The sequence below is a fragment of the Sphaerisporangium viridialbum genome (assembly GCF_049674955.1).
Taxonomy (GTDB): Bacteria; Actinomycetota; Actinomycetes; order Streptosporangiales; family Streptosporangiaceae; genus Sphaerisporangium; species Sphaerisporangium viridialbum.
In genome coordinates, this window is sequence record NZ_CP187232.1 from 8,632,803 (window position 1) to 8,646,445 (window position 13,643).

At 70.0% G+C, this 13,643-nt stretch carries 9 protein-coding genes, 3 tRNA genes and 1 pseudogene; 6 read left to right on the top strand and 7 right to left on the bottom strand.

Annotation, left to right across the window (positions count from 1 at the left end; translation table 11 throughout):
• Positions 1-68: 68 nt before the first annotated feature.
• A complete protein-coding gene (locus ACOZ38_RS38855; RefSeq protein ID WP_358553331.1) occupies positions 69-785 on the top strand; it encodes an IclR family transcriptional regulator in 717 nt (238 codons plus the stop codon).
• Between the two features lie 239 nt (positions 786-1,024).
• Positions 1,025-2,662, top strand: coding sequence for a hypothetical protein (locus ACOZ38_RS38860; RefSeq protein ID WP_424535928.1), 1,638 nt, complete (start codon positions 1,025-1,027; stop codon positions 2,660-2,662).
• A 114-nt stretch (positions 2,663-2,776) separates the two neighbouring features.
• On the opposite strand, the gene ACOZ38_RS38865 is transcribed toward ACOZ38_RS38860, so the two are convergent.
• The 3 genes from ACOZ38_RS38865 to ACOZ38_RS38875 all read right to left on the bottom strand — a co-directional run bounded on the left by ACOZ38_RS38865 (position 2,777) and on the right by ACOZ38_RS38875 (position 3,549).
• Positions 2,777-2,849: transfer RNA gene (locus ACOZ38_RS38865), tRNA-Glu, on the bottom strand.
• Positions 2,850-2,884: 35 nt separating this feature from the next.
• Positions 2,885-2,960, bottom strand: a tRNA-Glu gene (locus tag ACOZ38_RS38870).
• A gap of 517 nt (positions 2,961-3,477) precedes the next feature.
• Positions 3,478-3,549: transfer RNA gene (locus ACOZ38_RS38875), tRNA-Gln, on the bottom strand.
• A gap of 216 nt (positions 3,550-3,765) precedes the next feature.
• On the opposite strand from ACOZ38_RS38875, the gene ACOZ38_RS38880 reads away from it, so the two are divergent.
• Positions 3,766-5,760, top strand: coding sequence for a M3 family metallopeptidase (locus tag ACOZ38_RS38880; protein WP_405141140.1), 1,995 nt, complete (start codon positions 3,766-3,768; stop codon positions 5,758-5,760).
• 180 nt (positions 5,761-5,940) lie between these two features.
• On the opposite strand, the gene gltX is transcribed toward ACOZ38_RS38880, so the two are convergent.
• The 3 genes and pseudogenes from gltX to ACOZ38_RS38895 form a co-directional block, all read right to left on the bottom strand.
• The gene (gene gltX / locus ACOZ38_RS38885) at positions 5,941-7,344 is read right to left on the bottom strand and encodes a glutamate--tRNA ligase (protein ID WP_424535929.1); all 1,404 of its coding nucleotides are present in this window, start codon (positions 7,342-7,344) and stop codon (positions 5,941-5,943) included.
• Positions 7,337-8,113: a fumarylacetoacetate hydrolase family protein gene (locus tag ACOZ38_RS38890; RefSeq protein ID WP_424535930.1), complete on the bottom strand. Its 777-nt coding sequence runs from the start codon at positions 8,111-8,113 to the stop codon at positions 7,337-7,339. The genes gltX and ACOZ38_RS38890 overlap by 8 nt, the downstream gene beginning before the upstream one ends.
• Positions 8,114-8,293: 180 nt before the next feature.
• Positions 8,294-8,527, bottom strand: a pseudogene (locus tag ACOZ38_RS38895) (type B 50S ribosomal protein L31); the annotation flags it as partial.
• A gap of 177 nt (positions 8,528-8,704) precedes the next feature.
• On the opposite strand from ACOZ38_RS38895, the gene ACOZ38_RS38900 reads away from it, so the two are divergent.
• Positions 8,705-9,091, top strand: a complete 387-nt coding sequence (locus ACOZ38_RS38900) for an antibiotic biosynthesis monooxygenase family protein (protein WP_405141146.1) — start codon at positions 8,705-8,707, stop codon at positions 9,089-9,091.
• Positions 9,092-9,164: 73 nt separating this feature from the next.
• Here the strand turns inward: ACOZ38_RS38900 and ACOZ38_RS38905 are convergent, their stop codons facing one another.
• Complete coding sequence (locus tag ACOZ38_RS38905; RefSeq protein ID WP_424535931.1) at positions 9,165-10,121, bottom strand: helix-turn-helix transcriptional regulator; 957 nt, start codon at positions 10,119-10,121, stop codon at positions 9,165-9,167.
• 86 nt (positions 10,122-10,207) lie between these two features.
• Between ACOZ38_RS38905 and ACOZ38_RS38910 the strand changes: the two genes are divergently transcribed.
• A complete protein-coding gene (locus ACOZ38_RS38910) occupies positions 10,208-11,668 on the top strand; it encodes a DHA2 family efflux MFS transporter permease subunit (RefSeq protein WP_424535932.1) in 1,461 nt (486 codons plus the stop codon).
• Positions 11,669-11,859: 191 nt separating this feature from the next.
• Positions 11,860-13,554, top strand: a complete 1,695-nt coding sequence (locus tag ACOZ38_RS38915; protein ID WP_424535933.1) for a heparinase II/III family protein — start codon at positions 11,860-11,862, stop codon at positions 13,552-13,554.
• The last annotated feature ends 89 nt before the right edge of the window (positions 13,555-13,643 follow it).

A 13,643-nucleotide genomic window follows, 5' to 3' on the forward strand; every position in this document is an offset into this window, starting at 1 on the left:
GGACAGCCTACCCATCCCTCCCGCGAATGCCAGTTGCATCTCGGATAGCGAGACGGCAGTATCGGGGTATGGACAACTCTAGCGGAGTCGGCGTACTGGACAAGGCCGTGCTCGTGCTGAACGCTCTTGAAGCCGGCCCCGCGTCCCTGGCACAGCTGGTGCAGGCGACGGGGCTGGCCCGTCCCACCGCCCACCGCCTCGCCGTCGCCCTGGAGCACCACCGCATCGTGTCCCGCGACACCCAGGGCCGCTTCATCCTCGGGCCCCGGCTGTCCGAGCTGTCCACCGCGGCCGGCGAAGACCGCCTGCTCGCCGTGGCCTCCCCCGTGCTGACCCACCTGCGCGACCTGACCGGCGAGAGCGCGCAGCTCTACCGCAGGCAGGGCGACGAGCGCGTGTGCGTGGCCGCCGCCGAGCGCGCGAGCGGCCTGCGCGACACGGTGCCCGTCGGCAGCTCCCTGCCCATGACCGCCGGGTCCGCCGCCCAGATCCTGCTGGCCTGGGAGGAGCCCGACCGCCTGCACCGCGGCCTGCGCGGCGCGAAGTTCACCGCGGCCACCCTGGCCAGCGTACGCAGGCGCAGCTGGGCCCACAGCGTCGGCGAGCGCGAGCAGGGCGTGGCCAGCGTCTCGGCCCCCATCAGGGGCGCGGGCGGCAAGGTCATCGCCGCGGTCTCGGTCTCCGGGCCGATCGAGCGCCTGACCCGTACGCCCGGCCGCATCCACGCCGCTCCCGTGGTCGCCGCCGCCGAGCGCATCACCGAGGCCATGCGCCGGGCGAACTGACGCAACGTCATATTCGGGTAAGCGTTGTGCCAACTGGCGGTGACCCAGCCCGCCAATCGGACATGTGCTGACCGATTGGGCGTCGAAGCCGTGCGAACTGATTAGAGACGGCCGCCGCCAAGCACTAGCCTGGCGGGGTGACAGATCGCATCGAGGCAGCGGCAACGGAGCTGCGTCCCCTCCTTCAAGAGTTCATTCTCTGGGCATCAGACAACGCACCGGACAGTGATCCCGACCTGGTGGGACCCGCCGCTCTCTGGCACCGCCTGATCGCTCGAGACGACGTCCACCTGTGGAAGCGTGACGATCTCCGCCCGGTCCTGGTGGAACGCATGCCCCAGGTCGTCGAGGATCCCGACGCCGCGGCCGACGGCATGATCCCGGCCGTGCGCTCCTACCTCACCTTCCTCTCCTCCACGGGCCGGCTGGCGAAGGGCTCCGACAGCCTCGACGACCTGCTCGACGAGCTCGACGCCGTCGAGGACGACTTCGTCGAGGCGATGGAGGAGGTCCTCGGCGAGCGCGACTGGGACGAGGAGGAGGAAGACCTCGACGAGGAGGAGGTGGAGGGTCTCGGCGACTTCGAGCCCTTCGCCGACGAGCTCGCCGAGCTGCCGACCATCCGCCTGCGCCCCGACGCCGAGCTGGCCGAGGCCGCCCGCGAGGTGCCGCTGATCTCCAAGGCCCGCGACCTGGCAGTCTGGGTCGGCAAGTCGCGCAAGGTCGGCGAGGACACCTTGCTGAGCGACGAGGAGATCCGCCAGGCCCTGGCCGTGGCCGGGCTTCCCGAGCCCGCCGAGGGGCCGCTCGCCCACGAGGTCCCCGCCCTGTGGAACCTCTGGAACCTCGCCGTCGACCTGGAGTTCCTCACCCCCGACGGTGAGGACACCGTCAGCGTCGACGAGGACACCGCCGCCTGGCCGTTCGAGAACGACGAGGACGTCCTCGACGCCTGGATGCTCGGCCTGCACTCGGTCGACTACGGCGACCCCGAGCTCGACGACGACGATCTGACCCTCGCCCTCTCGGGCCTCACCCGCGCGCTGCTGATCAGGCTGCTGGTCGCGGGCGGCGAGCGCCCGGTCGACGACCTGCGCGAGGAGCTCGCGGAGGCCGCGGCCGAGTTCGACGACCTCGGCGCCTCCGCGTGGGCCGAGGCGGGCGACCCGCTCGCCTCCGTGCTCGAATGGCTCACCGGCTTCGGCATGATCACCGTGTCCGGCGACCAGGTACGGCTCACGCCGCTCGGCACCGAGGGCGTGGTCCACCTGCTGGACGACGACGACATCGAGGTGGACGCGCGTCCCGCGATCGACGCGATGACCGCGCTCGACCTGCTGTCGTTCAGCGCCGATCTGCCCGAGGAGGAGGCCGACTCCGAGTTCGCCGCCTGGATGAAGCTGCGACAGCCCGCCACGGCCGCCGAGGAGCTCCTGGAGGCCGCCGCGGAGGACGAGGCGGACGCGCTCATCCGGGTCCAGGCCGCCAGCCTGGTGGGGTCTCTCGGGCCCGTCGCCGTCCCGGCCTGGCAGGAGGCGCTCAACGAGCCGTCTCTGCGGCCGTACGCCGCGACCCACCTCGCCCAGCTCGGCGTCGAGGACGCCCCTGAGCCGAGCCAGAGCGACACGCACTGGCTGATCCTCGACATGTGGACGATCTCGGCGGGCCTGGGCAGGCCCGAGTTCGTCAGCAGCCTGCACGACATCGGCCCTTCGCCGGTGCTGAGCAGCCTGCTCGAAGTGATCTGGAAGGTGCCCCACCCGCACGTCGAGGAGCTGCTGGAGGCCATCAGCGAGGCCCACCCCGACAAGCAGGTGGCCAAGGCGGCCAAGCGAGCCCTGTTCAAGGTCAGGTCCGGAGGGGCCGGCCGCGAGTAGCCCCACCCGGCAGCGGGTGCGTCGCCGTCGGACGGTGGCGCACCCGCGGCCTGGCGGCTTTACGGTGAACGCGAAAAACCCTCGGAAGAAATGCTTCCGAGGGTTCTCGATCTGTAGCCCCGACCGGATTCGAACCGGCGCTACCGCCTTGAGAGGGCGGCGTCCTAGGCCACTAGACGACGGAGCCAGGTGGTGCATGACCTGGGTCATGTTGCGGCAGTGTGGTAGTCCCGACCGGATTCGAACCGGCGTTACCGCCTTGAGAGGGCGGCGTCCTAGGCCACTAGACGACGGGACCTTGCCACTGCCTGCCGGAACCGGATTCTGAACCGACGGAGGCGCCCCTGCGGACGCCTCGGCAACGGGCGTAACTCTACCGCACCCTTCAGAGCACGGCCAAACCGATTCCCCTTCACGTAATCGACGATGGCGTCCAAGCAGGACAGGAGACCCTTGGGCGATCAGCCGAGAGGCCCCCGGCGGTCGCCGTCGAACGTGGCCAGCACCAGGGCCGCAGCGCCACATCATGACGCCCGAGGGATCCACGACCCTGCTCGGCGGCCTCGCGCTCGGAGCGGTGGGGGCCCCGCCAAGATCGGAGCAAGCCGGACGAACTGGCGCTTCGCCGATCGCCGGTTCTCCTGACACCGCACAACCGCTTCGACGTGCGCACGTACGCACGGCCACGACAGCCGGGTGGCGGGAGATCGTCAAGATCTTGCACGTCCTCGCACCGCGATGAGGCCATTGCGATCCTGGAAAGCGAAAGCGCCTATGCCTTACTTCAAGGCATAGGCGCTGCACAGGTAAACCTGCTGGGGTACCAGGACTCGAACCTAGACTAGCTGAACCAGAATCAGCCGGGCTGCCAATTACCCCATACCCCATTGCTCGCGGCCCGCTTAGAGCTGGCGCGCTTGCGACTCCGAAAGAATAGCCCAGCTTGGGGGCCAAGACCAAAACGATTGCCGAAGCGGCGGATCACCCCTGGTGAGCCCTGGATCCGGCCCGGTGGCACCCGATCGCCCGTTAGGAGTGCCGAGGACCGCTCCGGCTGTGTAACGCTGCAAGGAAGAGCCTTTGCCACGTGAGGAGCCCGCGCGTTGACCGAGAACCCCTTCTTCGTCCCGAGTGCCCTGCCCTACGAGCTGCCGCCGTTCGCGGAGATCCGCGAGGAGCACTACGCGCCCGCCTTCGAACGCGGCATGGCCGAGCAGCTCGCGGAGGTCGAGGCCATCGCCGGCAGCGCCGACCCGCCGACCTTCGACAACACCGTGGCGGCGCTCGAACGGTCGGGCCGGCTCCTGTACCGCGTCTCCACGGTGTTCTTCAACCAGGCCTCCTCCGACACCAACCCGGCCGTCCAGGCGATCCAGAAGGACGTCACCCCGAAGCTCGCCCAGCACAGCGACGCGATCCACCTCAACACGCGGCTCTTCGCCCGTATCAAGGCGATCTCCGCCGCCGGACTGGACGCCGAGCAGCGGTGGCTGCTGGAGCGCTACGTCACCGACTTCGTCCGCGCGGGCGCCGAGCTGGGGCCTGCCGACCAGGAGCGGCTCAGGGGCCTCAACGAGGAGCTGTCGACCCTCTCGACCCAGTTCGAGCAGAACCTTCTCGCCGACACCAACGCCTCCGCGATCGTGGTCGAGGACGCCGCCGAGCTCGACGGCCTGTCGGAGGACTCCATCAGGGCCGCCGCCGAGACCGCGAAGTCACGCGGGCTCGAAGGCAAGTACGTCCTCACGCTGGTGCTGCCCACCGGCCAGCCCGTGCTGACCGAGCTGACGAACCGCGACCTGCGCGAGCGCATCCACAAGGCGTCCACGGAGCGGGGCCTCCGGGACAACGCCGAGCTGGTCGTCCGCATGGCGAAGCTCAGGGCCGACCGGGCGGCGCTCCTCGGCTACGCCAGCCACGCCGCGTACGTCGTGGCCGACCAGACCGCGCCCGGCACCGAGGCCGTCACCGAGATGCTGGGCAAGCTCACCCCCGCCGCCGTGGCGAACGCCCACAGGGAGGCCGGCGAGCTGCGCGAGACGGCCGGCTTCGACATCGAGGCCTGGGACTGGTCCTTCTACGCCGAGAAGGTTCGCGAGGCCCGCTACGCCATCGACAGCCGCCAGATGCGCCCGTACTTCGAGCTGGACCGCGTGCTGCGCGACGGGGTGTTCCACGCGGCCCACGAGCTCTACGGGCTGAACTTCAGCGAGCGCTCCGACCTGGTGGGCTACCACCCCGACGTGCGGGTCTTCGAGGTGTCGGACGAGGACGGCTCGCCGCTCGGCCTGTTCCTCGGCGACTTCTACGCCAGGGAGTCCAAGCGCGGCGGCGCGTGGATGAACAGCCTGGTCAAGCAGTCGCGCCTCGACGGCACGCGCCCCGTGGTGGTCAACAACCTCAACATCGTCAAGCCTCCGGCCGGAGAGCCGACGCTGATGACCTTCGACCAGGTCAACACGATGTTCCACGAGTTCGGGCACGCGCTGCACGGGCTGTTCTCGGCCGTCCAGTTCCCGCGCTTCTCGGGTACTGCGGTGCCGCGCGACTTCGTCGAGTACCCCTCGCAGGTCAACGAGATGTGGGCCGTCTGGCCCGAGGTGCTGGCCAACTACGCCCGCCACCACGAGACCGGCGAGCCGATGCCGCAGGACCTGGTCGACCGGATGCTGGAGGCGCAGAAGTTCAACCAGGGCTTCGAGACCGTGGAGTACCTCGCCGCCACCCTGCTCGACTGGGCGTGGCACACCGTCGACGGCGAGCCGGGCGACCCGCTGGAGTTCGAGAGCCGGGCACTGCGCGAGGCCAACGTCGACCTGCCGCTCGTGCCGCCGCGCTACCGCAGCACGTACTTCGCCCACATCTGGGCGGGCGGCTACAGCGCGGGCTACTACTCCTACATCTGGAGCGAGATCCTGGACGCCGACACCGTGGAGTGGTTCAAGGAGAACGGCGGCCTCTCGCGGGAGAACGGCGACACCTTCCGCCGCGAACTGCTCTCCAGGGGCGGCAGCGTGGACGCCATGACGGCCTTCAGGAGCTTCCGTGGCCGCGACCCGCACCTTTCGCCCCTGCTGGAGCGCCGCGGCCTCCTCTGAGGCCACAGGCACGGCTGGCTCACCGCCGCGCCCGGCTCCGGGCGCGGCGGTGAGCCGTGCAGGGTCCCCTTCGAGGCCGGCGATGGCCTGCCTCGGCCGACCGCTCAGGCCGGGGTCCGCGCCCGGAGCGATGGCCCGCCGCTCAGGCAGAGGTCTGTGCCCGGAGCGATGGCCCGCCGCTCAGGCAGGGGTCTGTGCCTGGAGCTTCGCCAGAGCGGTGCGCAGCCGCTCGACGGCCTTCTCGCGGCCCAGCACCTCGATCGACTCGAACAGCGGAAGCCCCACCGTGCGGCCGGTGATCGCGACGCGGACCGGGGCCTGGGCCTTGCCGAGCTTCAGCCCGTGCTCGGCGCCGACCTCCTCCAGGGCGGTCTTCAGCGACTCGGTGTCGAAGGAGACCGTCTCCAGCCGTGCGAGGTAGCCGGCCAGGATGTTCTCCGCGCCGGGCTTCATCGCCTTGTCCCAGCTCGCCTGGTCGAAGACCGGCTCGTCGAGGAAGAGGAAGTCGACGTTGGCCGTGATCTCGGACAGCACCGTGATGCGTGTCTGGGCCAGCGGCGCGACCTTGGCGAAGGTCTCGCGGCCCCAGCTCTGGTCGAGCCAGGGGTCGCAGCGCCTGATGAAGACCTCGACCGGCAGCGCCCTGATGTACTCACCGTTGAACGCCCGCAGCTTCTTCTCGTCGAAGAAGGCCGGGGAGGGGTTCACATCGGCGAGCTTGAACAGCGGCACCATCTCGGACCACGGCATGATCTCGCGGTCGTCCCCGGGGCCCCAGCCGAGCAGCATGAGGTAGTTGACCATCGCCTCGGGGAGGTAGCCCTCGTCGCGGTAGGACTCCAGCGCCACCTTGTCGCGGCGCTTGGAGAGCTTCTGCCGCTTCTCGTTGACGATGACGGGCAGGTGCGCCCACGTCGGCGGGGCGACACCGAGCGCGTCCCAGAGCAGCTGCTGCTTGGGGGTGTTCGACAGGTGCTCCTCGGCGCGGACGACGTGGGTGATCCGCATCTCGATGTCGTCGGCCACGTTGGCGAGGACGAACAGCGGGGATCCGTCGGCCCGGGCGATGACGAAGTCCTCGATGGCCTGGTTCGGGAACTCCACCCGGCCGCGGACCAGGTCGTCGACCACGGTCACACCCTCGTCGGGCGTGCGGAAGCGCACCGCGCCCTCCGGCAGGCCCCGGTCGCGGCAGAACCCGTCGTACCCCTGGTGCTCCGAGCCCGTGCGCGCCTTCACCTCGTCGCGGGTGCAGGTGCAGTGGTACGCCTTGCCGTCCGCGATCAGCTTCGCCGCGGCGGCGCGGTGCTGCTCCTCGTACGCCGACTGGAAGTACGGCCCCTCGAAGTGCGGGGACTCGCCGTGGATGCCGATCCAGGCGAGGGCCGAGATGATGCCCTCGGTCCACTCGGGCCGGTTGCGCGCGGCGTCGGTGTCCTCCACGCGCAGGACGAACCGGCCGCCGGTCTGCTCGGCGAGCGCCCAGTTGAACAGCGCGGAACGGGCCCCGCCGACGTGGAACATGCCGGTCGGGGACGGAGCGAAACGGACCCTGAGGGCGGGCTCGGGCTGGAGGTCAGTCACGGGGAACCACCCGGTTCGTGAGAGTGCCGATGCCTTCGATGCCCACGCTGACCTCGTCGCCGTCATCGAGCGGGCCGACCCCCTCCGGCGTGCCGGTGAGGATCACGTCCCCCGGGATGAGGGTCATGACTTCGGTGATGTAGGCGATCAGCTTCGGGATGTCGTGGATGAGCTGGGATGTGCGCGCGCTCTGCTTGAGCTCGCCGTTGACGGTCGTCGTGATCGCGAGGTCGGAGGGGTCGAGCTGGGTCTGGATCCACGGGCCGAGCGGGCAGAACGTGTCGAACCCCTTGGCCCTGGTCCACTGCCCGTCCTTGCGCTGGAGGTCGCGGGCGGTGACGTCGTTCGCGCAGGTGTATCCGAAGATGACCTCGTGGGCCCGCTCGACCGGCACCTCGCGGCACAGGCGGCCGATGACGACGGCGAGCTCGCCCTCGTAGTCGACCCGCTCGGAGAGCTTGTGGGGGTACACGATCGCCTCGCCGTGGCCGATCACCGACGTGGACGGCTTGCTGAAGATCAGTGGCTCGGCCGGAGGCTCGCCGCCCATCTCGCGGGCGTGCTCGGCGTAGTTCTTGCCGACCGCGATGACCTTGCTGGGCAGCATCGGCGTCACGAGGCGGACTTCCTGGAGCGGGAAACGCTCGCCGGTGAACTGGATCTCGCCGAACGGGTGCCCGGCGACCCTGGAGACGAACTCCTCACCCTGAGCGCCCTCGACCACGCCGAACGCGACACCTTCACCTGTGGAGAACCTTGCGATACGCACCACACAAGGCTAGTGCCGCCCGCAAACCCGCCAGGACACCAGCGTGGCCGGACGTCAGCCCTCGGCGGGTCCCTCCGGCTCAGGAGTCGTCGTCTCCTCGGCGCCCGCCCGGCCTTCGGCGTTCTCCTGGTCTTGGGTGCCCGCCTGGCCTTCGGTGTCCGCCTGGCCGCGGCGCCCGGCGTACCGCTGCCTGAAGCGCTCCACCCGGCCGGCGGTGTCCATCACGCGGCTGCGGCCGGTGTAGAACGGGTGGCTCGCCGAGGAGACGTCCACGTCGACGACGGGGTACACCTTGCCGTCCGACCACTCGATGGTCTTGTCACTCCGGATCGTCGACCGGGTGAGAATGGCGAAGTTCGCGCTCGGGTCACGGAAGACGACCGGGTGGTAATCGGGATGGATGCCCTTCTTCATGGCCATCGCCCTCCGGGATACCTAGACGGTGTTCTCCCAGCTTATGCGCGGCATCGGCGGCGGAAGAGGCGGGAGCCGTACGGGCGGGGGCCGGTGATCGTAGGGTGGCGTTACCGGGCTCGGTACCGTCCAGGACGGCCCGGCGAGGGGTACGAGCACGCCTGACGAGGAGTGGACATGTCCGTGGTGAAGATCAACGCGCTGACCGTCCCGGCCGAGATGCGCGAGGCGCTTGAAAGCCGGTTCGGCAACCGCGCAGGGATGGTGGAGTCGTCCGACGGCTTCGAGTGGTTCGAGCTGCTCAGGCCGGTCGAGGGCACCGACCGCTATCTCGTGTACACGCGCTGGCGCAGCGAGGAGGACTTCCAGCGCTGGCAGGAGAGCCAGGCGTTCCAGGCCGGCCACGCGCGGGCGAGGGCCGAGGCCGAGGCGCAGGGGCAGGGCGAGGGCCACGGGCACGGCCAGGCGGCGGCCCAGGGGCACGGCCACGGGCAGGGCCCGGCCGCGACGGGGTCCGAGCTGTGGTCCTTCGAGGTCGTGCAGAGCGCAGGTCACAAGAAGTAGCGCCTCTCAGCCCTCCCGCACCTGCCCACGGGCGAACGTGACGCGGGCCCGGCGACATGGGTGGACCGGGCGATCATGTGCCGGTGGCGCGGGTGAAGCGGGCGGCCCAGTCGCGGAGGTGGTCGACCAGCTCGGGCGGGTGGATCACCTCGAACTCCGCGCCCACCATGCCCAGCGCCATCGCCGGCCAGTCGAGCGTGTCGGACGTCATGCGCAGCCGGCACCGCCCGTCGTCGATCTCCTCGATCGTCGCCCACTGGCCGACGGCGACGCGCACGGTCGCGGCGGGCGCGTGCACCACCGCCTCGACGGCGAGCGGCGGGACGATGTTGTCGATGCCGGCCCGTACGAACGTCGCGGCATCCTCGGCGGGCAGCTCGCGCGGACGGAACCGCTCGGCGGTGCTGCGCGGGTCGCCGAGCCGGTCGAGCCGGAAGCTGCGCCAGTCGTGGCGGGTCAGGTCGTAGGCGACCAGGTACCACCTGCGGCCGAGCGAGACCAGCCGGTGCGGCTCGACATGGCGGTCGGTCAGCTCTCCCCCGCGCGCCTTGTAGGAGAAGCGCAGCCGTTCCTCGTCCCGGCAGGCCTGCGCGACGGCGGTGAGCACCCCGGCGTCGACGGTCGGCCCCGCGCCCCAGACCGTGGGCACGGTGGCGGCGCGCAGCGCCTCGATGCGCCTGCGCAGGCGGGGCGGCATGACCTGGACGATCTTCGTCAGCGCGCGTACCGAGGACTCCTCGATGCCGGCGACCGCTCCCTGGGCGGCCAGCCGGAGGCCGATGGCCAGCGCGACCGCCTCCTCGTCGTCGACCAGCAGCGGCGGCAGCGCGGCCCCCGCGGCGAGCTGGTAGCCCCCGTCGACGCCGCGATGGGCCTCCACCGGGTAGCCGAGCTCGCGGAGCCGGTCGACGTCGCGGCGCAGGGTGCGGACGGAGACCTCCAGCCTTCCGGCCAGCTCAGTGCCCGGCCAGTAGCGGTGTGTCTGGAGCAGGGAGAGCAGCCGCAGCGTTCGTGAGCTCGTGTTCGCCATATCTTCAGGGTGCTCGTCATTCAGGTCAGAAAGTGGCCGCTATCGACCCTAGCGTGGTCTCATCGTCGTCGTACTCAGGAGACCTGATGACCGCAATACTCGAAGCCCCTCCCGCGGCCGGAGCGGCGTCCCCGTACCGGTGGCGCTGGCTCGCCTTCTCGGCCGTGATGGCCTCGAGCGTGATGGACCTTCTCGACTCGACCGTGATGAACACCGCCGCGCCGGCGATCCGTGCGGACCTTGGCGGCTCGTATGCCACCGTGCAGTGGATGGCCGCGGGTTACACCATGGCGCTGGCGGTCATGCTGCTCATCGGCGGGCGGCTCGGCGACATGTTCGGCCGTAAGCGCATGCTGCTGGTCGGCGTCGGCGGGTTCACCCTCGCCTCGATGATCTGCGCCGTGTCGGTCTCGCCCGAGATGCTGCTCGCCGCACGGGGGCTGCAGGGCGCGTTCGGCGCGGTGATGCTGCCGCAGGGTTTCGGCCTCATCCGCGACCTGTTCCCGCCCGCCGAGATGAAGAAGGCGTGGACCGCCTTCGGGCCGATCATGGGCCTGTCGGCGGTGCTCGGGCCCATCGTCGGCGGCGTGCTGATCGACGCCGACCTGTTCGGCACCGGCTGGCGCATGATCTTCCTGGTCAACGCGCCCATCGGCGGGTTCGTCCTCGTGGTCGCGGCTCGCTTCCTGCCGGCCACGCCTCCCGCGGTCCGCTCCGCGCGCCTCGACACGCTGGGCGTGGTCCTCGCGGCGGCGGGCACGTTCATGCTGATCTTCCCGCTGGTCCAGGGGCGTGAGCTGGGCTGGCCGGTCTGGATCTTCGCCATGCTGGCGTGCTCGATCCCCGTGCTCGTGCTGTTCGGGTGGCACCAGCTCCGCCGCAAGCGCGCGGGGGCGACCCCGCTGGTCGAGCCCAGCGTGTTCGCCAGGCGCTCGTACGTCTCGGGCGTGCTGTTCGCGATCGTGTTCACCGGCGCGATGGGCGGCACCATGCTCACCCTCGGCGTCTTCATGCAGGTCGGCCTGGGTTACACGCCCCTGAGGGCCAGCCTGACCACGATGCCGTGGGCGCTGGGCGCGATGATCGGATCCGGCGTCAGCGGCGCGCTGATGGCCAAGCTCGGCCGCAGGCTGCTGCACCTCGGCCTGGCCGGCATGGGCATCGGGCTGGCCGTCCTCTGCGTGGTGCTCAGGCAGTCGGGCGTGGGCATCGGCAGCACCGACTTCATCGTCCCGCTGCTGATCGGCGGCGTCGGCATGGGCATGATCTTCGTGCCGCTCTTCGACATCATCCTCGGCGACGTCGCCGACCACGAGGTGGGCTCGGCCTCCAGCGCCCTGCAGGCCGTCCAGCAGCTCGGCATGTCGCTGGGCGTCGCCGTGATCGGCACGATCTTCTTCGCGGTCCTCGGCACCCAGGCCCACCACACCGTGCGCGACGCCCTCGACGCCGCCGAGACGACCTCGCTGGTCACCATCGGCCTGATCGCGCTCGCGTTCGCGCTCGGGTTCCGCCTCCCGAGGCAGGCCCGCGCCCACTCCATGTGACCTTCCCTCATACGCCTCCGGTCGCGCGCCTCGCGGCCGGAGGCGTACGGGTACCCCGGAATCTGGGAATTACCTGGGGCTCCGGCAACTGGTTGTTAACGATGTGACCGATGAGCCCCGTGCGACTTGACCTATTTGGTGGGATTCGGCCAGCATGATCCGCCCCCACTATGGCCACGGAAGGAACTGGCGTGCGCCGCCGCACACGAGCTCTCGGTCTTCTCCTCACCCTCCTCCTGACCGGTGGCGGGATCTCCCAGGCGGCACCGGCCGCCGCCCTCGACACGCTGGCGGCCGTGAAGCCCAGCGCGGAGTGTCAGGGCGACTGGCTACCCGCCACGCCGACCTCCGCCCAGGTCATGTCGGGCGAGGTGCAGTTCCTCGACCTGCCGCCCGTCAAGATCGGCAAGACGATCGACTGGCGCTGGAGCCCGTACAAGAACCGCTCCTGGGACATGGTCTTCTCCTCGCTGCGCTGGGTCGGCAGGCTCGTCGCCGACTACGAGACCTCCGGGGAGGAGAGCTACCTCAAGCGTGCCACCGAGCTGGTCAAGAGCTGGGTGGAGAGCAACCCGCGCGGCAGCTCCCGCGCCAGCCAGTACGCCTGGGCCGAGCACCCCATCGCGCTGCGCGCCCCCGTGCTCGTGTGCCTGAGCAGGCACGTCAAGGCGTCATGGCTCACCGGCAGCCTCGCCGACCACGCCAAGATGCTGTCGAACCCGGCCCTGTACGAGAAGGGCCACAACCACGGCATGGACCAGGACATCGCGCTGCTGCGCATCGGCTGCCGTACCGGGCACAAGGAATGGACTGACCTCGCCATCCGGCGCATGACCGGATCGGTGAAGCTGGACATCGACTCGCAGGGCGCGCTCCAGGAGCAGGCTCCGCGCTACGGCATCTACGTCCACGAGCGGCTGAAGGTCGGGATGGAGGCCATCACCGACTGCGGGCGCAAGATTCCGTCCGAGATCGAGAAGCGCTGGGAGTCGCTGGAGGCGTACATCACCCACGCCACCGGGCCGAACGGCTTCATGGTGCCGATCGGCGACGGCGGCGCCGACGTCAAGCCCTCGGGCTACAAGCACTCCAAGAAGACCGTGCAGGTGTTCAAGGCCGGCTACGCCTTCGGCCGTACGGCGTGGGACAAGCCCGAGTCCGCGTACTACTCCATCCGGTTCGGCCCGGCCCTGAAGTTCCACGGGCACGAGGACCACATGGGCGTGACCTACTACGCGCAGGGCCATGACGTGCTGGTGGAGGCCGGTTTCCACTCCTACGAGCAGACCTCCTACCGCTACTGGACGATGTCCCCCGAGGCGCACAACGTGCCGGTCGTGGTGGGCAAGCCGTTCCGGGGGCGTACGGCCACGCCGCTGGTCAACTCCTCGATCAAGGGCGACCGGCAGTCGTACAAACTCACCGACAAGGCCTACGGCGTGAGCCGCACCCGATCGGTGCTGGTCAACCACGGCGACGACCTGATGGCGGTGCTCGACACCGTGCCGTCCGGCGCGCAGGCCCGCAGCTACTGGCACCTCGACCCGGCGCTCACCCCGGTTTCCACCAGCGGCGGCCAGATCGTGGTGAAGGACAAGTCCGGGTGGAAGGCCACACTCGTCCAGCTCGCCATGCCGTCGTGCAAGCCGATCTCCGGCCAGTCGGTCGTGCGCGGCCAGACGAACCCGTACCAGGGGTGGGTGTCGCCGTCCTACATGAAGAAGGTGCCCGCCTCAGTGGTGGTCTCCCCCGCCACGGGCTCCCTGCTCACCGTCGTCGTCCCGGGCACGGACAAGCCTGACATCACCTGCTCCGGCACCCGCGTCAAGGTCGAAACCTCCGACGGCGCCACCTCCTTCCGAGCCGCCTCCGGAAACCTCTCGTAGCACAAGCTGGGGCCCCATCGCGGCGCAGCATGATCTCTCTGTATCGCGCGGAGAGATCATGCTGCCCCGTGTTCACCAGGCCGGCCAAT